The sequence below is a fragment of the Thalassobacillus devorans genome (genome assembly GCF_011761345.1).
Lineage (GTDB): Bacteria > Bacillota > Bacilli > Bacillales > Halobacillaceae > Thalassobacillus > Thalassobacillus devorans.
Genome location: NZ_JAASRY010000003.1, coordinates 181879 through 205104, shown reverse-complemented (window position 1 = coordinate 205104; position 23226 = coordinate 181879). Strand labels below are relative to the sequence as shown.

General features: G+C 44.5%; 25 protein-coding genes. 15 read left to right on the top strand and 10 right to left on the bottom strand.

The features are described 5' to 3' along the window. The first annotated feature begins 303 nt into the window (after positions 1-303). From FHS45_RS12045 to FHS45_RS12015, 7 genes are all read left to right on the top strand, one after another. Positions 304-1107, top strand: a complete 804-nt coding sequence (locus FHS45_RS12045) for a carbonic anhydrase (protein WP_062443208.1) — start codon at positions 304-306, stop codon at positions 1105-1107. 271 nt (positions 1108-1378) lie between these two features. Beyond that, complete coding sequence (locus FHS45_RS12040) at positions 1379-2647, top strand: 2-hydroxycarboxylate transporter family protein (RefSeq protein WP_371872049.1); 1269 nt, start codon at positions 1379-1381, stop codon at positions 2645-2647. Between the two features lie 19 nt (positions 2648-2666). Further along, positions 2667-3503: an HpcH/HpaI aldolase/citrate lyase family protein gene (locus FHS45_RS12035; protein ID WP_062443210.1), complete on the top strand. Its 837-nt coding sequence runs from the start codon at positions 2667-2669 to the stop codon at positions 3501-3503. A gap of 10 nt (positions 3504-3513) precedes the next feature. Beyond that, positions 3514-4662 (top strand): CaiB/BaiF CoA transferase family protein, encoded by a 1149-nt coding sequence (locus FHS45_RS12030; protein ID WP_062443215.1) that lies wholly within the window; start codon positions 3514-3516, stop codon positions 4660-4662. Positions 4663-4747: 85 nt separating this feature from the next. Beyond that, a complete protein-coding gene (locus tag FHS45_RS12025) occupies positions 4748-5662 on the top strand; it encodes an AEC family transporter (protein WP_082411967.1) in 915 nt (304 codons plus the stop codon). A 47-nt stretch (positions 5663-5709) separates the two neighbouring features. Beyond that, positions 5710-6192, top strand: coding sequence for a PaaI family thioesterase (locus FHS45_RS12020; RefSeq protein ID WP_062443220.1), 483 nt, complete (start codon positions 5710-5712; stop codon positions 6190-6192). Between the two features lie 219 nt (positions 6193-6411). Then, positions 6412-7218 carry a C40 family peptidase gene (locus FHS45_RS12015; RefSeq protein ID WP_062443223.1) on the top strand — a complete coding sequence of 269 codons (807 nt, stop codon included), beginning with the start codon at positions 6412-6414 and terminating at the stop codon, positions 7216-7218. 66 nt (positions 7219-7284) lie between these two features. Here the strand turns inward: FHS45_RS12015 and FHS45_RS12010 are convergent, their stop codons facing one another. After that, entirely contained in the window at positions 7285-7827 is a 543-nt protein-coding gene (locus tag FHS45_RS12010; protein WP_062443228.1) for a GNAT family N-acetyltransferase, read from the bottom strand. Between the two features lie 96 nt (positions 7828-7923). Further along, positions 7924-8667, bottom strand: coding sequence for an SDR family oxidoreductase (locus tag FHS45_RS12005; RefSeq protein ID WP_062443231.1), 744 nt, complete (start codon positions 8665-8667; stop codon positions 7924-7926). Between the two features lie 182 nt (positions 8668-8849). Here FHS45_RS12005 and FHS45_RS12000 point away from each other — a divergent pair, with 182 nt between their 5' ends. Continuing rightward, on the top strand, positions 8850-9434 hold the full coding sequence (locus FHS45_RS12000; RefSeq protein ID WP_062443234.1) for an LOG family protein: 585 nt from the start codon (positions 8850-8852) through the stop codon (positions 9432-9434). 49 nt (positions 9435-9483) lie between these two features. On the opposite strand, the gene FHS45_RS11995 is transcribed toward FHS45_RS12000, so the two are convergent. Beyond that, entirely contained in the window at positions 9484-10695 is a 1212-nt protein-coding gene (locus FHS45_RS11995; RefSeq protein ID WP_062443238.1) for a M14 family zinc carboxypeptidase, read from the bottom strand. Positions 10696-10861: 166 nt separating this feature from the next. Then, positions 10862-11752, bottom strand: a complete 891-nt coding sequence (locus FHS45_RS20215; protein ID WP_062443242.1) for an HD-GYP domain-containing protein — start codon at positions 11750-11752, stop codon at positions 10862-10864. Between the two features lie 133 nt (positions 11753-11885). Between FHS45_RS20215 and FHS45_RS11985 the strand changes: the two genes are divergently transcribed. Together FHS45_RS11985 and FHS45_RS11980 are read left to right on the top strand one after the other, a co-directional pair. Continuing rightward, a complete protein-coding gene (locus FHS45_RS11985) occupies positions 11886-12554 on the top strand; it encodes an NAD(P)-binding domain-containing protein (protein WP_062443245.1) in 669 nt (222 codons plus the stop codon). 83 nt (positions 12555-12637) lie between these two features. Next, on the top strand, positions 12638-12841 hold the full coding sequence (locus FHS45_RS11980) for a hypothetical protein (RefSeq protein ID WP_062443250.1): 204 nt from the start codon (positions 12638-12640) through the stop codon (positions 12839-12841). 47 nt (positions 12842-12888) lie between these two features. Here the strand turns inward: FHS45_RS11980 and FHS45_RS11975 are convergent, their stop codons facing one another. Genes FHS45_RS11975 through FHS45_RS11965 form a run of 3 tightly spaced genes read right to left on the bottom strand, consistent with a single transcriptional unit; the run spans position 12889 to position 15302 of the window. Continuing rightward, positions 12889-13065 carry a hypothetical protein gene (locus tag FHS45_RS11975; RefSeq protein WP_157620164.1) on the bottom strand — a complete coding sequence of 59 codons (177 nt, stop codon included), beginning with the start codon at positions 13063-13065 and terminating at the stop codon, positions 12889-12891. A gap of 31 nt (positions 13066-13096) precedes the next feature. Next, positions 13097-14050 (bottom strand): endonuclease I family protein, encoded by a 954-nt coding sequence (locus tag FHS45_RS11970; protein ID WP_229717905.1) that lies wholly within the window; start codon positions 14048-14050, stop codon positions 13097-13099. Between the two features lies 1 nt (position 14051). Beyond that, positions 14052-15302: a vWA domain-containing protein gene (locus tag FHS45_RS11965; protein WP_062443257.1), complete on the bottom strand. Its 1251-nt coding sequence runs from the start codon at positions 15300-15302 to the stop codon at positions 14052-14054. Positions 15303-15553: 251 nt separating this feature from the next. Between FHS45_RS11965 and desA the strand changes: the two genes are divergently transcribed. The 4 genes from desA (at position 15554) to FHS45_RS11945 (ending at position 19997) form a co-directional block, all read left to right on the top strand. Beyond that, positions 15554-16606, top strand: a complete 1053-nt coding sequence (desA, locus tag FHS45_RS11960; protein ID WP_062443260.1) for a Delta(5) desaturase DesA — start codon at positions 15554-15556, stop codon at positions 16604-16606. An 80-nt stretch (positions 16607-16686) separates the two neighbouring features. Further along, positions 16687-17829 carry a sensor histidine kinase gene (locus FHS45_RS11955; RefSeq protein ID WP_062443264.1) on the top strand — a complete coding sequence of 381 codons (1143 nt, stop codon included), beginning with the start codon at positions 16687-16689 and terminating at the stop codon, positions 17827-17829. Continuing rightward, positions 17826-18425 carry a response regulator transcription factor gene (locus FHS45_RS11950; protein WP_062443269.1) on the top strand — a complete coding sequence of 200 codons (600 nt, stop codon included), beginning with the start codon at positions 17826-17828 and terminating at the stop codon, positions 18423-18425. Before FHS45_RS11955 ends, FHS45_RS11950 begins: the two co-directional genes overlap by 4 nt. A 390-nt stretch (positions 18426-18815) precedes the next feature. Further along, positions 18816-19997 (top strand): C45 family autoproteolytic acyltransferase/hydrolase, encoded by a 1182-nt coding sequence (locus FHS45_RS11945; RefSeq protein WP_166761412.1) that lies wholly within the window; start codon positions 18816-18818, stop codon positions 19995-19997. 52 nt (positions 19998-20049) lie between these two features. Here FHS45_RS11945 and FHS45_RS11940 read toward each other — a convergent pair whose 3' ends face one another. From FHS45_RS11940 to FHS45_RS11930, 3 genes are all read right to left on the bottom strand, one after another. Continuing rightward, positions 20050-20802: an Rv1352/Rv1906c domain-containing protein gene (locus FHS45_RS11940; RefSeq protein ID WP_062443275.1), complete on the bottom strand. Its 753-nt coding sequence runs from the start codon at positions 20800-20802 to the stop codon at positions 20050-20052. A 139-nt stretch (positions 20803-20941) separates the two neighbouring features. Next, positions 20942-21940, bottom strand: a complete 999-nt coding sequence (locus FHS45_RS11935; RefSeq protein ID WP_062443279.1) for a helix-turn-helix transcriptional regulator — start codon at positions 21938-21940, stop codon at positions 20942-20944. A 97-nt stretch (positions 21941-22037) separates the two neighbouring features. After that, entirely contained in the window at positions 22038-22220 is a 183-nt protein-coding gene (locus tag FHS45_RS11930; RefSeq protein ID WP_062443282.1) for a YjzC family protein, read from the bottom strand. 246 nt (positions 22221-22466) lie between these two features. Here FHS45_RS11930 and FHS45_RS11925 point away from each other — a divergent pair, with 246 nt between their 5' ends. Continuing rightward, the gene (locus FHS45_RS11925) at positions 22467-23204 is read left to right on the top strand and encodes a YqjF family protein (RefSeq protein WP_062443286.1); all 738 of its coding nucleotides are present in this window, start codon (positions 22467-22469) and stop codon (positions 23202-23204) included. The last annotated feature ends 22 nt before the right edge of the window (positions 23205-23226 follow it).

Sequence of the window (23226 nt, the reverse complement as noted above, 5' to 3'; positions counted from 1 at the left end):
TTCTGGTTCTTATACTATCTATTAAAACCATCTCCCCGACATCCTTACTTTCTAATAGTCTTGATACCGTCTATTAAGACCACTACCTTTGTGTTTCTGTCGGCGGCTGATCACCATGAGGGTGATTCATGAACATTTTAACTTTCACTTATATAACGAATTGGTTATTTGTACTTATAAGAGGACCGTCTATTTTCCCTTTTTGCAAGTTGTAAGCGCTTTCCTTCCAATTAATATTTTGCTGCTATTTTTCTTTCATGTATTTTTATGGATAGATAATATTAGAGGAGGAGATGACAGCTCATGAGAACAAAACTTGCGCATACCTGTTTAGCTGTGTTTTTCAGTTTTTCATTGGGAGCTTGTTCGGAAAAAACGAATGAAAACTCTGAGACAAGCAATAGTGAGTCTGACCAGTCAAAATGGTCTTATAAAGGAGAAACAGGCCCTGAGCACTGGAGAGAATTGGACCCGGCATACGAAGCATGTGCCAACGGAAGTGAACAATCTCCAATTAATCTTGAATTTTCCCACTTACAAGCGGGTGAAGATATAGAAAATATTCAAATTCAATATGAGCCAACCCCTTTTACAATCATAAACAATGGGCATACCGTGCAGGCTAATGCTTCAACAGACAGCAACCATATGGTAGTGGAGGATAATAAATATCAGCTCGCTCAATTTCATTTCCATACGCCAAGTGAGCACCAATTTAATGGAGTAATTTTTGATATGGAGCTGCATCTTGTACATGAAGACGCTAATGGGGAGATTGCGGTCCTTGGAGTAATGATACAAGAAGGAACAGAAAATGAAGCACTGGCATCAGTTTGGGATATATTACCTGACGAAGAAACATCGGAAGAGAAACAATTAGATGGAAAGATTGATTTACAAGCGATACTTCCCCAAAACCAAACGTCTTTTCATTATAATGGTTCGCTAACAACTCCTCCCTGTACAGAAGAAGTAAAATGGGTTATTTTTAAGCAGCCGATTGAGATGTCAAAAGAACAAATTCAAGCATTCCAGCAAATCTTTCCGGACAACCATCGCCCTGTTCAACCTTTAAACGACCGTTCTGTATTAGAAGTTAAGGAATAATTCATTGAAGATAAACGAATCCCTAAAAAAAGATGGAGGCGTGGGTAACATAGCCATTTTAAAAGCAACCGATTCGGTTGCTTTTTTTAATTACAATATTATCAATAGTTTCATAATGTGTGAAATTTTTGTGAACTTTCTTATTATTAAAACTACGGAATTGAAAGCGTTTACGTTTTATCTATTTAAATTTCAAAAAGGAGTGGTCGAGATGTCTCAAACAGCCAGAGAACTCGAATATGAACGACAGACGGATACCCAAGTCACGGAAATGCACAGCGAAAAGAAGAGCCTTAAGATATTTGAAATTCCGATATTATGGTTCGGGATTTTTGCAGCGATTACTATTTTAAGCCTCTATACAGGTAACCTGCCCGGCGGTATGATTGGAAGCTTACTTGTCATGATGGTATTCGGTGAATTGTTAGGTTTCGTCGGGGATCGTACTCCGATCGTCCGGACTTTTCTTGGCGGCGGTGCAATCATCGCCATTTTCGGAGCAGCATTTATGGTTTATGCCGGATGGCTGCCGGAAGCATCGGTAACATCCATGACAGATTTCATGAAAGACGGCGGCTTTCTTAACTTCTATATCGCCGCTTTGATCACCGGAAGTATTCTCGGTATGAACAAAAAGATTCTTGTAAAAGTCGGATTGCGCTACTTCCTGCCAATCTTCGGTGCTGTTATCGGTGCAATGGCGTTTGCCGGCCTGTTAGGTGCTTTAGTCGGATTCTCCATCAGGGACGCGGTTCTCGTCATTACGATGCCGATCATGGGCGGCGGCATGGGCGCTGGCGCAGTACCAATGAGTCAAATTTACTCTGAGATGCTCGGAAATGATCCAAGCTACTATATTTCCATGCTTGTGCCGGCACTGGCACTTGGTAACGTGTTCGCTATTGTACTTGCCAGTATGCTTAACCTGCTTGGAAAAAAAGTGCCTTCCCTTACCGGGAATGGCCAGCTGATCCAGGGATTCAGTTATAAAGAGGAAAAACAAACCTATGATATTCAGAAAATGGGAATCGGGCTGCTTGCGGCCATCACTTTCTTTGCTGTTGGTACTTTGCTCGGAGACGTGATCCCGCTTCACCCGTATGCGTTGATGATCATTATCGTCGCAATTGCAAAAATTGCTGATATCATTCCAAATAATGTGCTGGAAGGTGCAAGTCAGTGGTATAAATTTGTTGCCAGCAACTGGACCCTTGCCTTGCTGTTTGGTATCGGAATTGCCTACACGGATTTAAATACTGTGATTGAAGCGATGACTCTGCAGTACATTCTAACGGTATTCGGAGTAGTGTTCGGTGCCATCATCGGAGCTGGACTGCTTGGTAAACTTGTCGGGTTCTATCCAATTGAAGCAGCAATCACAGCCGGACTATGTATGGCTAACATGGGTGGTACTGGTGATGTTGCGGTGCTTTCTGCTTCCAGAAGAATGGAACTGATGCCTTTTGCCCAAATTTCATCCCGATTGGGAGGAGCACTGATTCTGTTATTAGCCGGATTGATCATCCCGCTATTATCGTAACTTTAGGAGGTTTGTAAAGATGTACAACCACCGTTCCTATTTATTCGTTCCTGCTTTCAAGCAGTCGATGATAAAAAAAGCGATCGCTTCCGAGGCAGATTGCGTCATCATTGATTTAGAAGATTCCGTTGCTATTACGGAAAAAAGATTGGCTAGAGAGACTATATTGGAATCGCTGGATAATACCAGCGGTTCCAATGTTTTTATACGTATCAACGACCTACACACACCGTTCTGGGAAGATGATCTATCCTGTGCGATTCAGGCAGGAGTAACTGGCATTATGCTACCTAAATCGGAGCATGCCAGCGACATCCGGACCATCACGGAAAAAGCCGGCAATGAAGCGTTAACTCTCATCCCATTGATTGAAACGGCAAAAGGTGTCCAGCATATTGCTGATATCGCGAATGCCAATCAAAATGTGGAGCGGCTGGCATTTGGTTCCATTGATTATTCACTGGATATCGATTGTCAGCTGACACCGGGAGGCTTGGAACTGTTATTTGCCCGTTCCCAAATCGTAAACGCCTCAAGAGCTGCTGAAATTGGTGCGCCAATTGATGCTGTCTACCCGGATTTAAATAATGAGGATGGACTGGTTCAGGAAGCGACACTGGCAAGACAGCTCGGATTTAAAGGAAAACTATTGATTCATCCCAAGCAAGTGGATCTCGTCCACCAGATTTTCTCCCCATCTCAACAAGAGCTGGAAGAATGCGAGGAAATCGTCGAAGCATTCGAACAGGCGGAGCAGCAAGGAGTCGCTTCGATCGCTTATAACAATAAACTGGTAGATTACCCGGTGTATAGAAGAGCCAAAGAGCTGTTGGCATCATCAAAGACAAACGTCTAGGAGGAAGCATATGTTACCCTTAAAAGGAATTACTGTTGTATCATTAGAGCAAGCGGTAGCCGCTCCTTTTGCAACCAGGCAGCTCGCTGATTTAGGGGCGCGCGTCATCAAAGTCGAACGGGAAGATGGCGATTTCGCCAGAGGATACGATCAGACGGTAAACGGGATGTCGAGTCATTTTGTCTGGCTGAACCGTTCCAAGGAATCGATCGCTCTGGATTTGAAGTCGGAAAAAGGAAAATCCGCCTTGGATAAGATTCTTTCACAGGCCGATGTGTTTGTTTATAATCTAGCTCCCGGCGCTGTAGACCGCCTTGGCTTTGCTCCGGAAGACTTGAGGAAAAAGTATCCGCAACTGATTATCTGCGGCATTTCAGGCTATGGAACCGACGGTCCCTACACCAATAAAAAGGCGTATGATCTTCTGATCCAGTGTGAAGCAGGGCTGGTTTCAATTACAGGAACCGAAGATGAACCATCTAAAGCAGGTATTTCTGTCGCTGATATTGCAGCTGGCATGTATGCCTATACAGGCATCCTCACCGCGATCATCGCACGCTATCAGACAAATGAAGGAACAGTCGTCGAAGTTTCGATGCTGGAAGCGTTATGCGAGTGGATGGGATATCCAATGTATTTTGCTGACTATGGAGGTAAAGATCCTCAGCGGACTGGTGCGAGACACGCGACCATTTATCCTTATGGGCCGTTTGAAGCAAATGACAAGAAAATGGTGTTTTTAGCCATTCAGAATGAAAGGGAATGGCGGCAGTTTACTGAGAGAATATTGAATCAGCCTGAGCTGGCGAAAGATGAGCGCTTTCATACGAATTCCATGAGAGTCGAAAACAAGAATCAATTACAGAAGATCATTGCTGAAGCTTTGGAAGAAGTGAATTCCAGTCAGCTGATTGAACTGTTGGAAGAAGCTAAGATTGCTAACGCTCGCTTGAATACGGTGAAAGATATCCCGGATCACCCTCAATTGAAAGCGAGGGATCGCTGGAGCGAGGTGGACTCACCTGTCGGCAGGCTGAAAGCATTGATTCCGCCGGTCACTTTTGAAAATATTGAAACAGTGATGGGGCCGATCGCTGATATCGGTGAACATACAGAAGCCATCCTTGAGGAGTTTAACTGTCAATCACTGCGAGCATGACCTGTTCCCTTATCCGGGGCTGTCTTTGAATTTTCAGAGACAGCTCCTTTTATGATTTTTAATTTCAAATGAAGTGGTGAAAAATATGGACGTCATACTAATTGTAATTCCAGCTTTTATCATTTTTGCTGTCGGGTTTATCGGACAAAAAAAGATCGGCTTTGACCGAAAGTCTATTTCCACGGCGGCTCTTTACTTAATGTATCCATTCCTGGCTTTTCGTACCTTTTATACGAATGAAGTAACGATCGATTACTTATACATTGTGATTTTTTGCGTTTCGCTGATGCTGCTTCTGATTTTACTGGTCGTAGTCGTCTCAAAAATTCAAGCTCAATCGCAATCGAAGTCTTCCGCATTAGTACTTGCCAGCGTATTTATGAATAGCGGTAACTATGGTGTGCCTATCATTTTATTTGCTTACGGAGAAGCCGGGGTAGACTATGCCATCATCATGATGGTCGTCCAATCGCTATTAATGAACACCGTCGGGCTTTATTTTGCCGCCCGGGGAAGCAGTACGGCTGACCATAGTTTTAAAGATTCACTCGTAAAAATTGCCCGGATGCCTATCAATTACGCTGTCATCTTGGGATTGATGACACAGGTATTCAATGTAAGCGTGCCGGAATTCATCATGCAGTCCGTCCACTTTATTGCAGATGCTACGATTCCGACCATCATGATCGTACTTGGTATGCAGCTCGCATCACTGACAAAAGGTACGGTAAAATGGGCTGACCTCTCGACTATTTTTTCGATACGATTGATTGTCTCGCCGGTCATCGCTTTATTATTAACCATGGTTATGGGGTTAGACCCGATGCTGGCCAGTATCCTGATCATTCTGGCAGCCATGCCGACTGCCGCTAACACGACGATGTATTCGCTGCAATTCAACACCGAACCGCAGTTAGTCTCCTATAGTACATTAGTGACGACTGTTGCCAGTTTAATAACCGTGCCACTGATGCTCTGGCTCGTTGGTGCTGTATCCTAGCAATCTCTTTTTTCATGCTATACTAAAAGAAAAAGGAGGCGAATCTATTGGCAGAACAGGTTGAAAATGCGATTCAGGATGTTTATCCAGACGACTTTTCCTGGTGTTATGGATGCGGAAGGCTGAACAAAGAAGGCCATCATTTCCGGACGGGATGGAATGGAGATCAGACAGTGACGATTTACACACCCCGCCCGGAACATACTGCTGTACCCGGATTTGTTTATGGCGGTTTGACCGCTTCCTTGATCGACTGTCATGGAACAGGGTCAGCTGCTTTAGCCTTACATCGGAAGAATGGGCATGAGCCTGGTGACGGTGCAAAAGCGCCGCGTTTTGTAACAGCTTCCTTGGATGTGAAATTCCTGAAGCCGACACCGCACGACGTTCCGTTGAAAGCTGTGGGTACTGTAGAGGAAGTTCATCCTAAAAAATTCAAGGTACATACAGAATTGTACGCCGGTGATGTGCTTTGTTCTAAAGGAGAAGTAATTGCCGCGTTGATGCCGGAATCCTTTGGACTGCAATAGATTTTTCCAGCCACTCTATTAACAGGGTGGCTTTCCTTTTGCAGGAAGGCTATATCATAGATGGTTCCTTTACCTTTTATTTCTTGTAAAACTATTATTATCTCAGCTTAATGTCAGTGAAACCTTTTTACAGTATTCATCTGTTAGACTAGGTATTGGCTTGGAAGCGACATGCTTCGACAAGCTACAACAACACGAATACTCTCTAGGAGGAATTTCATGTACAACACAAAACTGTCAGTAAGGAAATATCTTGTCTCGTCCGCTTTGGTTACGTCACTGGCATTCATTCCCGTTTTAAGTGATGGGGCGTTTGCAAAAGCTGACCCTACCCAGGACGATTCCAATGTTTCTGAAACACAGGTAGAAACATCTTATATAGATAATGGGGACACTGGCCAGGAGGTAGAAGCACTGCAGGCGGATCTGGAGGCACTAGGTTATTATACATATAACCTGGACGGCATTTTTGGTCCAATTACAGAAGATGCTGTTAAAGACTTTCAGGCAGACCAGGGTCTTGCTGTAGATGGAATTGCCGGACCGGATACGATGGCAGCGATTGACGGAACAGCAAATGTGGAAAGTGAAGAAACAGAAGCTCAGGAAGAAACGGTTTCCTTGAATGACGCTACCGAGGATTCCTCTTCTGAAGAGGCAGCTTCATCTTCTGATGTTGTGTCTATCGCAGAAAGTCTCATCGGCACACCTTATGTTTGGGGCGGAACTACCCCGGACGGCTTTGACAGCAGCGGGTTCATCCAGTATGTATTCGCACAAGTAGGCGTTGAGCTGGATAGAAAAGAAAGTGACATGTGGTTGAATAATGGGACTACCGTAGAATCTCCAAGTGTCGGCGACGTCATCTTCTTCGAAGGTACGTATGATACAGAAGGAGCTTCTCACAGCGGTATCTATATCGGCGACAACAAAATGATCCACGCTGGATCTGGTGGTGTAGAAGTAGCTGACATTACGATTGACTACTGGCAAGATCATTATCTAGGCGTTAAATCCTTTCAATAATAGTTGAAAGTTTTTCACCCCGGGTCCTCCAATTTCTGGAGGAACCGGGGTATTATTTTGGTTACATCATCTTTTCCATTCTTCTTTCAGCATGCCATAAACGATATGGTCGACATAATGATCATATAGCCATTCCGCCTGTCGGATTCTTCCCTCTTCCACAAACCCCAGCCGCTCCGGAACTGCCCGGCTTTTTTTATTCTCATAAGCTGCCTTGATATCGACGCGGTTCAGGTTTAACTCCATGAAGGCATAGTCGGTCAGTGCTTTTGCGACCCTTGTCATGATGCCGTTTCCCTGGTATCCCTCTCCTAGCCAATACCCGATGTAAGCTACCTTGTTCGTCCAATCGATTTCGTTATAACCAGCCGTACCTGCTATTTCTCCTTTATAAAGGATGAAAGTGGTCAGGCTTTTGTTCTCTATGTACCCTTTTCTGGCTATCTGTATGAAAGCTTTCGTATCTTCCACGCGCTTTGTCATATCCACCCATCCGAGCCATTCCCTCAAATGGTTACGTGAGTTATCCGTCAGCTCAAATACACGATCGGCATCAGCAGCCTCTGGCAGTTTCAACGATATATCTTCATCGATTTTAAAAGTAAACATCTTACTCCCCCTTTTCATTACTTTCTATGATACTACTTTTTTCATAAAAGCACCCCAGATTCTCCAAAATATGGAGAACCCGGGGTGGCTAATTCTTTACATTTCCTGTTCGGTTGGGCGGACGACGATTTCGTTGATTGCTACTTCGGCTGGTTCTTCGAGCGCAAAACGAATCGTTCTTGCGATGCTGTCTGGCTGGATCGCCATGTCATAAAGGTCATCCACACCGGACTTCAGATCATCATCGGTAATCGTAGAGGTAAGCTCTGTAGAGACAGCACCTGGTGAAATGATAGTTGCCCGGATGTTACTGTTTTTCGATTCTTCCATCCGCAATCCATCTGTAATCGCGCGGACCGCAAACTTGGTGGCGCTGTATACGGAGCTTCCAGGGAAAACAACATGACCTGCGACAGAGGAAAGGTTGATAATATGTCCCTGTTTCCGTTCACGCATATGTGGAAGTACTGAGTTAATACCATATAGTACACCGCGAATGTTCACGTCGATCATTTTATCCCATTCGTCCACTTTTTGTTTATTCAATAAGGATAGAGGCATCAGCCCGGCATTGTTAACCAGGGCATCAATCTGACCAAATTCTTCAATCGCATGTTGGGCTAATTGTTCCATTTCCTCCGCACTGGTAACATCGGTAGCTTTGTAAGTGGCCTCTCCACCACCCTGGTTGATCTTGTCTCTCAATTCTTGTAACCGTTCCTCGCGGCGTGCGGCCAAGACCAACTTCGCGCCTTTCGAGGATAGTTCTTTGGCGGTTTCTTCACCAATTCCGCTGGAAGCTCCAGTAATAATGACAACTTTATCTTGTAAATTAGGCATTCCAATGCCCTCCTTAAAATTAATTTTTCAACCTTCCTATTCCATTCCACTTTCCATAGCTGCTAAACTTGGGTAGTGGCTCGCAAAAGCAAAAATAGTTTTCTTTTTTGAAAGATTTACGGTTTTATCGCATAGAATTAGTGTAAGAATAATATAAGATGCTGTATCAGAGGAGGGAGTAAATGGACAAGATTGCAGTGTTTTGCGGAGCTAGTATGGGCGCATCCGATGTATATGCACAAGGTGCGAAATCATTAGGGAAAGAATTGGCCAGACAAAACATCACCCTTGTCTACGGTGGAGCAAGTGTCGGCATGATGGGGGCCATTGCAAACGCCGTTCTTGAAGAAAATGGACAGGCTATCGGAGTCATGCCGGGTTTTCTTGATGAAAAAGAACATACCCACCAGCAGTTATCCGAACTGATTGTCGTGGATTCGATGCATGAAAGAAAAGCGAAGATGGCAGAGCTAGCCGATGGGTTTATCGTAATGCCCGGCGGAGCAGGAACCATGGAAGAATTCTTCGAAATTTTCACCTGGGCTCAGCTTGGACTTCATCGCAAACCGTTCGGCCTCTATAATATCAATCAATATTATGAACCGCTTGTTGCATTGTTCAATCACATGGCCAAAGAGCGGTTTTTGGCAGAGGAACACCGAACAATGGCGTTAGTTGACGAGGATTCTCACGGGCTGGTAAAGCAGCTTCTCCAATATAATGTTCCACGTGAAACAAAAACCTATATATCAGAAGAGCAAACGTAAAAAATACAGACCAGCAGGAATGCGGTCTGTATTTTTTATTGTTATCGTATTAAAAGCCGTAGTCCTGGTCGCGATCTGTTAGCGGGATATCATAATACCGATCAGCATCAATTTCATATACGTCTCCGGAGGCCACCTGATCGATGATACCATAAACACCGAGCTCCACAGCTTTTACCAGCTGTCCCCGTTTCTTTTGGCCATAGCTTTGTGTCTGGCCGGTTACTTCAAACAGTACGGCACCGCTTCCGTTCAAGGCGAACGAACCGAGCGCAGTTCCTGGAAGGTTGAGGTTCTGCGGGTACAGAGTGATATTATCAAACGGTGAATCTCCTCGATCCTGCAGCGCATCGTAAGCCGCCACATTCAACTGCCTGGAGAATTCGAAATCGTAAGTGTCGGCATACTCGCTATATTTTTCCCCTTCTTCACTGTTCGGATCAGGGATAAAGTCACCTGAAATCGAAAGGGTGACTTTGTCATCGCTTCCTTCCACATAATATTCACCCTGGTGGTGAAGGTCGACGAAAACATCCACTTTCCCGTGCTCTTCCATCAAACCTTTGTAGACATCACGCACTGTTTGAGCTTCGGGGGTAATGTACCATCCCGGATGAGTAGAATCAGCAGGAAAATCAACCGCTTGTGGCTCATAGTCTAAGTTAGGATTGAAGTCACGGTTGACGTCAAAACCTGGCTGGGAGGCATAATCCCAGTACTGATTCGTATAAGTATAGTAGTTCCAGGAAGGCTGAGCATCTTCAAGCTGTGGAAAATCTTTCACAACATCTTCCCATGCCATATCATTCCCCCGGCGATTCAGTTCCGTTGCATCCGGGTTGACCATCGGCATCGCTACGATCGTAACCTCTTCTCGCAGCTGCTTCATCTCAGGAGAATTACTGGAACCGATGTTTTGCAGCATGTTCAGTAACGCAGCCGTTCCTGTCTTTTCATTTCCGTGAATTTCACTTTGGAGCAATAGAACTTTATCTCCTGTTCCAACAGTCGCCGTATAGATTTCACGGTTCTGGTTTGAATAACCGGCTACCTCTACATCGACGACACCCTGGCTGCTCTTTTCAATTTGAAACAGTTTGTTGCTCAATTCCTCATGACTGATAAACCCATTGATGGAATACTCCTGGTTGATCGGTGTACCTGGATTCGTCCCGTGGGAGTCGGCATAAACTGGAGCAGCGAGACCAGCTGTCAGAACGACGGAACTGCACAGTAAAGCGAGTTTGTTCTTTTTCGTCAATGAAATTCCTCCTCATAAATTCAGAATATTCACCTTAATTCGTTCTTTTTCTACCATTTCCTTTTGATAGATGTAAAAACAGAACGTTTTTCTTACTAATTTAGGACATAATTCCTGTACGAATATTATGTAGAAGGAAATCACTAATCTGTACTTCTGTCTCCCTTTATTCTTTTTGGATCATATACTCAGGTATAGAAATGTCCTGCATCATGGAAACAAAAGAGTTTACCAGATTTCCGTCAAATTGGGTCCAGGCGCAACGCTGTAATTCCTGAAATGCCTCTTCATAACCTAATGTTTTCTTATTGTAATTTCTTTGGTCAATGGTCATAGTATCGAAGGCATCACAAATAGAAATGATCCTGCCTTGAACAGTAATCTCATCCCCTAGCAATCTCCTTGGATACCCTGTCCCATCCCACTTTTCATGATGGTCGCGCACAAACTTTGCAGCTCTGGTCAGACCAAGATGTTTTCGGACAATAACATTTCCGATGTGACAATGACTTTGGATAAGGGTAAACTCTAATTCACTCAACTTACCAGGCTTCAATAATATATTTTTAGATAGACCCATTTTTCCTATATCATGAAGCATGGCAGCGATACGCAAATCCTCATCATAGCAATTCACTCGTTTCGCCAGCATACTGGCCATGTACATTACTCGCAATGAATGATATTTAAACATTTTAATAACTTCATTATCCTGAGCAATCTCATAAAATAGTGTTTCTGGATCCCGTCCTAAGCCAGTAAAGGGTTCCTCAACATTCACTTCAGTCTTAGCCCGCTGCTTTTTATCTTCTACAGGAGGTTTACGCACAAAAAGCTCATCTATTATTTTAAAGATTTCTTCAAAAGGAAGTCGTTCGTCCCTTTTTTCTGCAATATACTCAGCTATCTTCAAATCTTGTTCATCAAAAACCCTTTCTCCTTGGGCTGTCGAAACATGATGGTTTATATTTAGTTCCAATTCATTAAACCATTCCCCTACCGCGACAGGGTTTCTATCTATCAAGTTTGCTAGTTCTTGTAAACTATAACTTCTCATCTTATTCCTCCAATTTTATTATTCAGTGTATATAACCACATAAGACTCTTTCAAAAAAATTTCTTTAATAATATTTTCGGCACACTTGTTATAATATGAATACTTGAATTAAAAATTTTAGGGAGGCTTAATAATGGCAAATCCTAAGGTTGGTTTAGCGGGAATAGGAAAACTGGGTAATGCAATGATGGAGCAATGGGCCGAGCAACAAATCCCCATTGGCGTATATCACCCGAATACCAGGAGAACAGAAGAATTTATCACTCAGTATTCTAATGGAATTAAAATTGAGGAAAAAGAAATAAGTGAACTGGACGTATTGTTTTTAGCGCTTCCTGCAAATAAAATTATACCTTTCCTTTCCCAAAGGGAGGATTCGAAGACATGCTATATTAATATGGCGACTTCCTTAATGACAAACGAAGTCAAGAAAGAGTTTCCTGATTTGCACATTGCAGGCTTAAAATTCATGGGACATGCAACTGACTTAAAGGAACACGGAAACGGCTTATTCATCAGTGAGCAAACATTACCTGATTCAGTGATCGATATGTTTAAAGCAGTCGGGACTATAGAAAAAGACAGCGAGGAAGTCGTCATCCAGGTCAATAAACTTGCTACCTATCATGCAGTAAAAGCAGCTGTAGAAATAGAAGAGCAATTTGAAAAAAGAAGCCTGCCTGTAAAATATAAAGATAGAGCGTGGCGTTCACTGGCACCAGAAGTCATGCGCTCATACAGCGAAGGAAAACTCGGGCACTTTGGTCAGGAAGTTGTGAAAGAAGTGAAGGGTGAAAAATAGAATCATTGTTTCCTATGAAACAATGGAAGTAACATGATTGTGCTACAATAACGCAGGAAGTGTTTATACAAGGAGTTAGTATAATGAAGAATACAAAAGCTTTAGAAAGAAAAGCAACCGTACTCCAGACAGTCTCCCTTTTATTAGCCGTACTGGCCATCGTCCTGAAAGCCATCGGTGAAGGGAACGGCCTATTATTTATCGTCACCGTGGTTCTGGCCATAGTCGTGGCAGCCTGGTGGAGTTATACCAAATACAAAATGATTAAACCAGGTCAACGTAAATGAAAACGCTCCGGGCAAAAATCCTTGCCCGGAGTTTTTTGTACCTCTTACTATTTACTACCGTTTTCCTTATATCTAACGAGTATGGTAATGATCAATCCTCCTATGGTTCCTCCGATAAGCATAGTTATCCACCATCCCCAGTCAAAATCACCCGTCCATACCCCTTTTATTAGAAATGCAATAGAAAAACCAATTAAAATTCCTGCTAGAATGTTAAGTTTCATTACCAACCCCCTATTCCATAACGCATCATCTTTAACTAAATTTCATCATTTCTTCAGGAAAGTCAATATAAGGATTACGGTTACCCTGGATTCCCTGGATCGCCTCGTTACGATGACGTTCGTAAATCGTCGGTGGAAAGTTACTGTGCCAATCATACAACAGGGCAACATCAATCTTCTTTCGATAGGCTGGTTCGATTTTGTCCGGGTAGCGAAGCAAAAAGTATAGCATCGCCCTGGCGACAGTGCCTTTGGCGTATTCCGGTTCAAATAATTCATTTTCTGCTTTACCACAGGATTCTTCGATACGTTCGGTGTCGATGGAGCCTGGATTGTAATTTTCAAAATCATGATAAGGGTAGTTGCTTCTGATCGAGTTGCACAAAGGATCACACGTGAATAGCTGATGGATATCGCCTCGCATCGGCTCTTTGGCATCATACCAGGATTGCGGGACGGTGTGTTCACAATTAAATTTCAGCTGGCTTGCGATTTGTATCAATTGAGCTTTGGCCGCACCTTTACCTGACACTTGTTCCAGGACCTGTTTGCGCTTGATCGAAGTTTCATAGTCTTCCCGGATCACATCTTCCACCTCGCGCTTTTCCCCGGAATAAATACTTTTCAGGTCTCCGTCCGGACGCAGGTCCACCCATGGATAGACATATTCACCAGGATCATATCTCACTGGATTGGTGTGTGTTTGTTCCAGCAGATTCTCGAGTTTTCTTAAGGTATCCGGATCAGCAAAATCGATGCACTGATAGTATGCTGTCCGACTCTGTCGATCCTTGTCTTCGTCATAATAGGTTTTCTCATTGTTCCTGAGGGCATTTTTGTTGGTCTTCACCCTGGCCAGAATTTTATGAAGCTGGTGCCGATCGGTCGTAACAGCTAACAGGGCTTCCTTTTGTTGATTGGTAAATGTCACCTGTTTCCCTCCTGACTGCGGGAACCGGTCGATCGGCCCCCAGAATAATCTCACCTTAATCCCGCTTTCTTCGCTTCATCTGCCGGTATTTCTCAGCATGGAGTTCCTTTCTTGTCTGCTTGGAATAATCGAAATCAGCAAGCTTCTCTTTCATGACTGCCGATTCTACTAATAGCTCCTCATCTCCCAGTTCGTTGGCCATATCTTCCATATGGGAGATGTTGCTATATAATAGATTCTTGCCTTCTTCAAAATCTCCTTCATCGAATAATTGCAACGCCTGCTCCAACGTTTGGGCAGACTTAGTTATTTGCACCTGTTTATCTACCTCAGGATCACTGGATTGCGTCAATTTTTCGAGGTCTTTCGTATAGATAACAGAGACAGGATGAACGAAGGATTGCGGTTTTGCTCTCTCCGTGACGTCGATTAATGAACCTGCGACTTGCATCACCTCTGCCTCTCCTTCCCTGCCTGGCGGGACAGCACATTCAATCAAAAGCGATTTCATTTCCTTCGCATAGAAATCGCCCAGTTTGATTTCCACCCCACCAGCTGTTTCACGGGCTTCGTAACCGAGCACACTTTTAATGCTCACTCCCTCAGCGGGATTTAGCGTCAGGGTTACATTTTGGCTGACAACAGATAGAAGCCCCTCTAATTCTTTGGCAAAAATGTCCGGGATTGCTTCAACCTTGTCAATAAAATAAAAGGTACCCTTGCCTGCATCTGCAATTGTCTCCAATAATTCTTCGTCAAAGTGCTCGCTGACACCCATAGTGGTCATAACGGCCCCGGCTGTGTTGTAGTCTTCTGTAATATATTTAAGCTGGTCGATGTCTGTGATTCCGGCATTAGCTACACCATCTGAGAGCAGCAGAACCCGGTTGACATAGTCGTCGACCGGCTGCTGGAGCACGTTCTGACAGCCCTGGATTAATCCTCCGCTCAAATTAGTTATTCCCCGTGTTTCGATTGCGTCGATGGTGGTTTTCAAGCCATCTTTATGGGTGACTGGCTGTGCATCAAAGAGAGTGTCCACCTCTCCGTCGAAGACAACCATATTCATCAAATCCTGATCAGAAAGCTGATTTACAACGAACTTGCTTGCTTCTTTACAGTATTCCAGGGGTTTTCCTGTCATCGACCCGCTCCGGTCCAATACAACCGACAGATTAATCGGGGAACGGTTCGATTCTTTTACATCATCTGCGGTCAGCTCCAGCAAAAGGTACAAGGAATCTTTGCCGGTCGTCGGCACATACGGGTACTGAAGGGCGTGGGTAAAACTTACAGACTTGCTCATGCTTAACACTCCTCTATTGTAAATGGTAATTAGAGAATAGCACTGCACGAGTCCTCCACCCTATCTAAAAATTGTATGGGTACCCGAACACCCCGGGTCCTCCAGAATCTGGAGGACCCGGGGTAGATTATATGACATTTGTCATATAGGCTACCTGACGTTTATGTCTTACATCCATGACAGTATTTTTTTATGATAGGGATGGCGTAATTGAAAGCCATATTACTATGAACCATTAAGGAGTTAATTCCATGACTGATCAAAAAAAACAAGCGCAACTGAAAAAGAAAGTTTCTGCCTTTGCTAAACCGGATACAATGGTTGGGGTTCGGCAGCTGATTAACACAATGGCGCCGCTTTTCCTACTATGGTTTCTTGCATACCAGAGTCTGTCCGTGTCGGTTTGGCTGACACTTGCCCTTTCTGTGATGGCAGGCGGGTTTGTCGTACGGTTATTCATCATTTTTCATGACTGTACCCACCAATCGTTTTTCAAAAGTAATAAAGCGAACCGGATTGTCGGCACCATCACCGGGATTTTGACGCTGTTTCCTTTTGAAAAATGGAAGAGGGAGCACGCGATCCACCACGCGACCAGCGGCAATCTCGATAAGCGCGGTACCGGAGATATCTGGGTCATGACCGTGGAAGAATATAAAAAAGCCGGAACGTGGGAGCGTCTCGCTTACCGTTTTTACCGTAACCCGCTCGTCATGTTTGGCCTTGGACCGCTTTACTTGTTCTTGATCACCAACCGGTTCAACCGTAAAGATGCCAAGAAAAAAGAACGCAGGAATACGTACTTGACCAACGTATCGGTGGTTGTTCTCTATTCGATGTTGATTTGGGCAGTCGGCTGGCAGGCATTTTTGTTAATCCAGCTTCCCGTTCTATATGTAGCAGGCGCACTTGGCATTTGGTTATTTTACGTACAGCACCAATTTGAGGATTCCTACTTTGAAGAGGAAAGTGAATGGGACTTCGTCAAGGCAGCTGTCGATGGCAGTTCCTATTACAAACTTCCGAAAGTGCTGGAGTGGATTTCCGGAAGCATCGGCTACCATCACGTCCACCACTTAAGTCCGAGAGTGCCTAACTATCATCTCGAAGAAGCGCATGAGTCAACACCGCCGCTTCAGAAGGCGACGACAATTACGATGGCTTCGAGTTTAGAATCCCTCCGCTTCCGTTTGTATGATGAAGAGAATAAGACATTCGTCAGCTTTAAAGAAGTGAAGCAGCGCATGAAAAAACCGCAAGCTGCTAAACTGGCGACTAAGCAGCCGGGATTCCAGCAAAAATAATCTAAACACACCCATTCATACAGCATGGAATGGGTGTTTTCTTGTACAATAAAGATAAGCAAGACAACAAGGAGGCCACTATGCAGAACTGGTATCATATCATCCCGAAAAACACAGGACTCAGCATCTATGTCTGGATCATCTTTTGTGGTCTGCCATTCTTTTTCATTTTCCGGTCGTCTTCCGCTTTGGATATCGTGTTAGGCATTCTCATGGTACTGCTATTTTTCCTTGCCTATCGGTTATCGTTCATTTCCGATAACTGGATGGTCTATGTCTGGGTCAGTATCGAGATGGCGATCAGCATTGTGATGACGATCCTGTTCGGCTATATTTACTTCGCACTGTTTCTCGCATTTTTCATCGGGAATATCCGGAGTAAAGCAGGTTTTCTAACCTTATATATTGTTCATCTCACTACGACTGTAGCGACGACGACGTTCGTTTTCATTATCAAAAATGAATCCCTGTTTCCTCACCTGCCATTTATTATCATCAGTGTGCTTGGGGTCATTTTGCTTCCGTTTACGATATACTACCGAAACAAAAGAATCGCCCTCGAAGGACAACTGGAAGATGCCAACAAACGTATCTCCCAGCTGCGGGTAATTGAAGAACGAGAGCGTATTGCCCGGGATTTACATGATACTCTGGGGCAAAAGCTTTCTTTGATCGGATTGAAAAGCGATTTAGCCGGGAAGCTGTTGGAGGCGAAACCGGAAGCCGCCAAAAAAGAAATCCATGATATCAACCAGACGGCACGGACCGCCTTGAAGGAAGTACGGGAAATGGTGGCGAATATGAAAGGTGCCAAGCTTGAAGAAGAAATCATCCGTGTCCAGCAGTTACTGGAGGCAGCCCAAATAGAATTCCAGCTTGAAGGTGATACCCACTTGAAGCATGCTCCCCCATTAGTCGAAAACGTGATGAGCATGAGTCTGAAAGAAGCATGCACAAATGTCGTCAAACATAGTCAAGCGACGGTTTGTCGCATCCATGTCCAGCAGTCGAAGGAAAAGACAATGGTGGCCGTGGAAGATAACGGTACCGGCATTGCTAAGGAAAAAGCCGGCACGCATGGACACGGCCTGCAAGGCATGAGAGAGCGCCTGGAATTTGTCAATGGAATCTTGGAAGTATCCTCTCCAGCAGGGGGTGGCACCAGACTTTATATCGAAGTGCCAAACATTATCCAATCAACCAAACAGGAGGAATCGGTATGATTCGCATTGTCATAGCCGAAGATCAACGCATGCTGTTAGGAGCACTTGGTTCGCTGCTCGATCTTGAAGAAGATATGGAAGTCATCGGCAGTGCCAGCAATGGTGAAGAAGCGTGCGAACTCGTGAAAAAACATGACCCTGATGTCTGTATCATGGATATTGAAATGCCACTGAAAACCGGCCTTGATGCCGCCGAAGAACTGAGAGACCATCCGTGCAAAATCATCATCCTGACAACATTTGCCCGTTCGGGTTATTTCGCCCGGGCTCAGAAAGCCGGAGTCAGCGGATACTTGTTGAAAGACAGCCCAAGTGAAGAACTGGCAGCCTCGATCCGGAAGATCATGGACGGCCAGCGCATCTATGCACCGGAACTCGTAGACCTCGCTTACAGCGAGGACAATCCGCTGACCGAACGGGAGAAGCAAGTCATCCAGCTGATGGCTGACGGAAAAAACACGAAAGAAATCTCAAAGCAACTGTACATCACTCCCGGTACCGTCCGTAATTACATTTCTGTAATTTTGGAAAAGCTCGAAGTCGGCAACCGGATTGAGGCGATTTCCCGTTTTAAGGAAAAAGGCTGGTTTAAATAAAAATATTTATAATGGCCGCCATGTCTCCAGCAAGGGACATGGCGTTTTTACATAGGTGCCAGGATACTGGACAATACCTGTTCGTTACTAGACAGCGGTCCTTGGTTACTGGACATTTTCAAAGCTTTATTCGACACTTTCGAGGATTTACTAGACATTCTTCAAATTTTACTAGACAGGGCACACGGCAATCTAGACACTCCTCCCCTTTACTGGACAGGCAAACCAAACCCTCCCTAAAAAAGTACTATCTTTATAGAACGATTGGTAGATTTTGTACCAGAAGCCTTCCATCTCTCCAATTAACCACTAGAATAGATTATACATTCACAGGAAGGGACTGGTGAGATGAAAGGCTTTATGAAAATGTTAGCGATAGCCTTGGTACTTATGCTGACTGCTTTTCCATTCGGCGGGGATGGAGCGGAAGCTAACGAAGATCCGACCATCTATCTGAAAGGAAATGCCAAGGAAATCGGACAGCAGTATGGCAAACTTGCAAAAGAAGAAATCCAGCAGAATGTTACTTTATTCAAGCAGACGGCTGCAACTATCCAGCTGGACATGGACTATGCTGAAACCGCAGCAACGTACGAAGAATTTTTAAGCAATGAAAACCCACAACAGATCGATCAGCTGAAAGCGATGGCAGAAAGCACTGGTGTGAGCTATGATGACTTGCTTGCGTTTAATGCTTTAGGAGAAGAAGTCCTTGCAGAAGGATGCACCACTGTCTTAGCCAGTGGCGATGCGACAAAATCGGGCAACGCTTTTTACCATAAAAACCGCGATGCCATGCGTGGAGCGGCGCAAGTGGTCGTTCAAGTGGAACCGGAAGATGGAGAGAAATTCATCGGTATCACAAGCGCGGGCTATACCGGTATCGCAATGGGAATCAATGAACATGGTGTTTCCGTTGGGAACAACGTTCTGGATACATGGGACCGTGGCCCAGGTTATGGGAACCTTGATGTCATCCGACTCGCGTTAGAAAATACAGAAGATGCAGCTGATGCTGTCGCTTTTATCGAAGAAATCCAACGTTCATCAGGCTCCAACTATGGGATTGCCGATAGTGACGATGCGGCATTCGTCGAAGCGACTCATACAGCAACCGCTGTTCAATGGGTAGAAGATGACGTGATGGTACATACCAACCATTATATTCTGGACGGTATGGAACAATATGAAGCTTTGGATAGGGATAACCTGAAAGATAACGACTGGAGCTGGTATGTATCGACTGAAGAACGATTGAGTCGTGCCACCGACCTGATGGAACAGGCCACAGGAAAAATTGACTCCCAGACTTTGATTAAGTTATCCGAAGACCAGGATGGCCCGGACAGTACCTACTGGATCGACTCACAGGCGGAGATCAACGGGATCCCGATGGGTACTGTATCCACCGGAACGTTCGATGGATCAAAAGAAAGAATGTGGGGACAGCTTGGCCAGCCAAGCGTTGCACCTGCGATTCCATTTGATGTCGACCGCCCGCACATTCCGGATCCATTCCTTTCCGGAAAGCAAAGTGAACGAGTGAAAGAAACAATTGCTAATCGAAACTAATGATTTAAGGGAGCTTCCCTTATTGGAGAAGCTCCCTTTTTTGATGTACCAATTATTCTACTTTGGTCCATTCACCGCCGCTGACTTCAAAAGCAAAGTCATTAGGTGAAACCTCTACAATAGCACTTCCTCCACTAGGGTTACCGTTAGATATGATATCGTTCAATTCCAGGCTTACGCCACTTAGTCTTGCCCAGTAGATGCCGTCTCCTTCAAGTTTGTACTTGCCCGGCTCAATATCTATACCAACTACATAGATTCCACTTGAAAATGACTTCTTGATTTCATGTCGCTCTTTTTCAACATCATCAAATAATCTCCAGCCGCCATTCCCAAAACTAACGGCCGCATCAGAATCTTTAATTTCCATATAATATGGTCCATCTGGATTCGCATTTGCAATGATATCGTCGAGTTCACCGCTGAACCCTCCTAATCTTTCAGCATAGATGCTGCCATCTGGATTGTAATATATCCCCGGTTCAATTTCGGTCCCAACTTCGTACATTCCACTAGAATAAGTTTCTGGCTCAGGTTCAGAAATTTCTTCTTCTACTTCTTCCTCGGCTGCTGTCTCCTCTACTTCTGGCTCTTCGGATTCCTTTGTTTCAGACGATTCATTCTCATCTTCCACAGATTCCTCAGCCGGTTTTTCGGCATTTGCCTCTGTGGCAGGGTTTTCATCCACTTGTGCTTCCGTATCTCCTTCTTCTCCCCCACCGGCGACAGCAATTATGATAATAACGGCGACCACCCAAAACCACCAACGTTTTAAAATGCTTTTCTTTACTTTTTCTTTAGCCATTCCTGACACGCTCCTTTTCGTTAAGCTTTATGTTGATTTACTGTAAATAAATCGTATCACCGCACAAGCAACAGACCCTCACAAAAAAACGAAAGGGTGAAAGGGCATAAAAAAAGAGCCTCTTCATAAGAGCCTCCTTTTAATGGTATAGCTTATACATTTTCTCTGATTCCGCTTTAATTTTATCCTTCAGCTCTGGCGGGGCGATCACTTCCGCGCTGCTTCCCCATGTCAGGAGCCAGCCGACGAGGCCATCGCTTAGCACCGCTTTTGTTTTCAATGTGAAATAGCCGTCATCACCTTCTTTGATGGGAACATTTTTACCGAACCGGTCGACAATGACGTTGATCAGATGATCGGCGAATTTGATTTCGATCCATTGTTCTGTACCCGTGAACATGTGAAAGAGCTGGTGAGTGTACTGCGAAACGTCGAAATCTTCCCGCTGCTCAAATACTTCGTCGGTAATCTGCAGCTTGACGATCCTGTCGATACGGAAGTGACGGAGGTCCTTATGTTCCGGCGACCAGCCGATCAAATAGTAATAGTCACGGTTCCATACTAAAGAATATGGGTGCAGGTGATAGGTTTTGCCGTTTCTGCTCAGGACAAATTCTTTTTTTACGTTGTAGCGGCCGTATTGGAATTTGATCGCTTTATGATCATTGATGGCGTTATGCATATTGTAAATGGCATATTTCACCTTGCTGGACTGGCTGTGTGCCGTTTCGTGGTCGATATGTATCTGGTTCTCCAGTTTGGCGGCGAGATTCTCGCTGGTCAGCTGTTTAATTTTATCGATCAGCAGCTCTTTTTCCTTTTTCGTAATGAATCTTGCGGAAACAACGGCGTCACTCAAAAGGCGAAGCTCCTGAATTTCAAACAGCCGGTTCTGAAAGCTGTAATACTTCGGCTTGCCGTTCATTTCCTGGTTGACGATCAGATCGATGACGTTGGAGGCTTCGAACGTGTTGAGGTCTTCTTTGATTAAACGTTTATTAAAATCGTAGTTTTGGTCGAATTCTTTATGCAGATGGTCGGCAATTTCACTTAATGTCAGTTCATTTTCATCATCTGTATATTTTTCGAGTACGCTTTTCAAAACCAATACACGCTCCCGAGTTGTCAGGTTGCTCATAGACAGTCCCTCCCTGTTAAAATTATCTATATTTTACCATTACCTGCTAAATAATAAAGCAGCCTTCCTGAAATCCAGGAGGCTGCCTGACTATAGATTATGAAGTTTTTGTCCAATAAGCTGCTTCGCCTGTTTCAGTAGAAGGAGGGAACTGTTCACCTTTTTCTAATTTAATAGATGTATCATCCTTGCTGGCGTCCCCGCCATTCACGAGACTTTCTACTTTGTACGTGCCGCCTTCTGGTGCTTTTTCGCCTGTTTTATGCTTGTTATTTGCCATGTTGATCATACCTCCTGAATTAGTTTAGTTTCTTGGGGTGTTATTCTTTTCATTGCACCTTGGCCATAATGATAAACATGATTTGGCAGATTTGGGAAAAAAGGATGATATAAAACGTGTGACGGTATTTTAACGGGAAATGTCGCTCATTTAATCGGTCCGAATTCCGTAGCACACTTCACTCTGTTTGATACTATTCATTATTCGGGTAGTGGATAGAAAAGCTTTCCAGAAAGGATGATAGGCATGTATCAGGATATTTTGCAACAGACGAGCCATCGCGAGACTCCTCTCCCTGCCCGGCCGTGGCTGCTGACTCAGAAGTGGGGCCATCTGCTTTTTATGCATGTACCCATCACCAAACAAAAAATCGAACCGTTGCTGCCGCAGCAATTGGAGCTTGATACGTATGACGGTGAGGCATGGATCAGTATTGTCCCGTTTGAAGTGACTGGGATGCATGCCAGGGGGATGCCGGAAATTCCTTTTTTGCGTTCTTATTTAGAACTGAATGTCCGGACGTATGTGAAATACCATGGACAGCCAGGTGTCTATTTTTTCAGTTTAGATGCGAACCTGCTGCCGGCCGTTCTTGGAGCAAAAACTTTCTCCCTGCCTTACTATTACGCGGATATGGAAATGAAAAAAACAGCCGGTCATTACAATTACCGGAGCATACGAAAAAAAGCAGCAACAGGAGACTTCGAGGGAAGCTACCATCCTGTCTCGAAGACTTACTCGCCTGAACAAGGAAATCTTCCCCATTGGCTGCTGGAACGCTACGTATTTTGGCAAAAGAAGGGGAACGGGTTAATACAAGGCGACATCCATCACCTTCCCTGGGAAGTCCAGGACGCTTCCGCTAACATCGACACGGAAACCCTCACCTCTTTCCTGCCTCCGTCTTCCTTCTCTGGCGAACCCGTTTATCATTATGCTTATTCACGGCGAGTTCTTCTCTGGCCATTAAAAAAGGTAACCTGATGCCCTCCTCTGCAGGGCATTT

Coding starts and splice junctions, on each gene's coding strand:
- FHS45_RS12030 (WP_062443215.1), top strand. CDS start 3,514: ATGTTACCCTTAAAAGGAATTACTGTTGTATCATTAGAGCAAGCGGTA.
- FHS45_RS12015 (WP_062443223.1), top strand. CDS start 6,412: ATGTACAACACAAAACTGTCAGTAAGGAAATATCTTGTCTCGTCCGCT.
- FHS45_RS12000 (WP_062443234.1), top strand. CDS start 8,850: ATGGACAAGATTGCAGTGTTTTGCGGAGCTAGTATGGGCGCATCCGAT.
- FHS45_RS11985 (WP_062443245.1), top strand. CDS start 11,886: ATGGCAAATCCTAAGGTTGGTTTAGCGGGAATAGGAAAACTGGGTAAT.
- FHS45_RS11945 (WP_166761412.1), top strand. CDS start 18,816: ATGCTGACTGCTTTTCCATTCGGCGGGGATGGAGCGGAAGCTAACGAA.
- FHS45_RS11965 (WP_062443257.1), bottom strand. CDS start 15,302: ATGAGCAAGTCTGTAAGTTTTACCCACGCCCTTCAGTACCCGTATGTG.
- FHS45_RS12005 (WP_062443231.1), bottom strand. CDS start 8,667: ATGCCTAATTTACAAGATAAAGTTGTCATTATTACTGGAGCTTCCAGC.
- FHS45_RS12035 (WP_062443210.1), top strand. CDS start 2,667: ATGTACAACCACCGTTCCTATTTATTCGTTCCTGCTTTCAAGCAGTCG.
- FHS45_RS11955 (WP_062443264.1), top strand. CDS start 16,687: ATGCAGAACTGGTATCATATCATCCCGAAAAACACAGGACTCAGCATC.
- FHS45_RS12040 (WP_371872049.1), top strand. CDS start 1,379: ATGCACAGCGAAAAGAAGAGCCTTAAGATATTTGAAATTCCGATATTA.
- FHS45_RS11935 (WP_062443279.1), bottom strand. CDS start 21,940: ATGAGCAACCTGACAACTCGGGAGCGTGTATTGGTTTTGAAAAGCGTA.
- FHS45_RS12025 (WP_082411967.1), top strand. CDS start 4,748: ATGGACGTCATACTAATTGTAATTCCAGCTTTTATCATTTTTGCTGTC.
- FHS45_RS12010 (WP_062443228.1), bottom strand. CDS start 7,827: ATGTTTACTTTTAAAATCGATGAAGATATATCGTTGAAACTGCCAGAG.
- desA (WP_062443260.1), top strand. CDS start 15,554: ATGACTGATCAAAAAAAACAAGCGCAACTGAAAAAGAAAGTTTCTGCC.
- FHS45_RS11925 (WP_062443286.1), top strand. CDS start 22,467: ATGTATCAGGATATTTTGCAACAGACGAGCCATCGCGAGACTCCTCTC.
- FHS45_RS12045 (WP_062443208.1), top strand. CDS start 304: ATGAGAACAAAACTTGCGCATACCTGTTTAGCTGTGTTTTTCAGTTTT.
- FHS45_RS11950 (WP_062443269.1), top strand. CDS start 17,826: ATGATTCGCATTGTCATAGCCGAAGATCAACGCATGCTGTTAGGAGCA.
- FHS45_RS11975 (WP_157620164.1), bottom strand. CDS start 13,065: ATGAAACTTAACATTCTAGCAGGAATTTTAATTGGTTTTTCTATTGCA.
- FHS45_RS11930 (WP_062443282.1), bottom strand. CDS start 22,220: ATGGCAAATAACAAGCATAAAACAGGCGAAAAAGCACCAGAAGGCGGC.
- FHS45_RS11940 (WP_062443275.1), bottom strand. CDS start 20,802: ATGGCTAAAGAAAAAGTAAAGAAAAGCATTTTAAAACGTTGGTGGTTT.
- FHS45_RS11980 (WP_062443250.1), top strand. CDS start 12,638: ATGAAGAATACAAAAGCTTTAGAAAGAAAAGCAACCGTACTCCAGACA.
- FHS45_RS20215 (WP_062443242.1), bottom strand. CDS start 11,752: ATGAGAAGTTATAGTTTACAAGAACTAGCAAACTTGATAGATAGAAAC.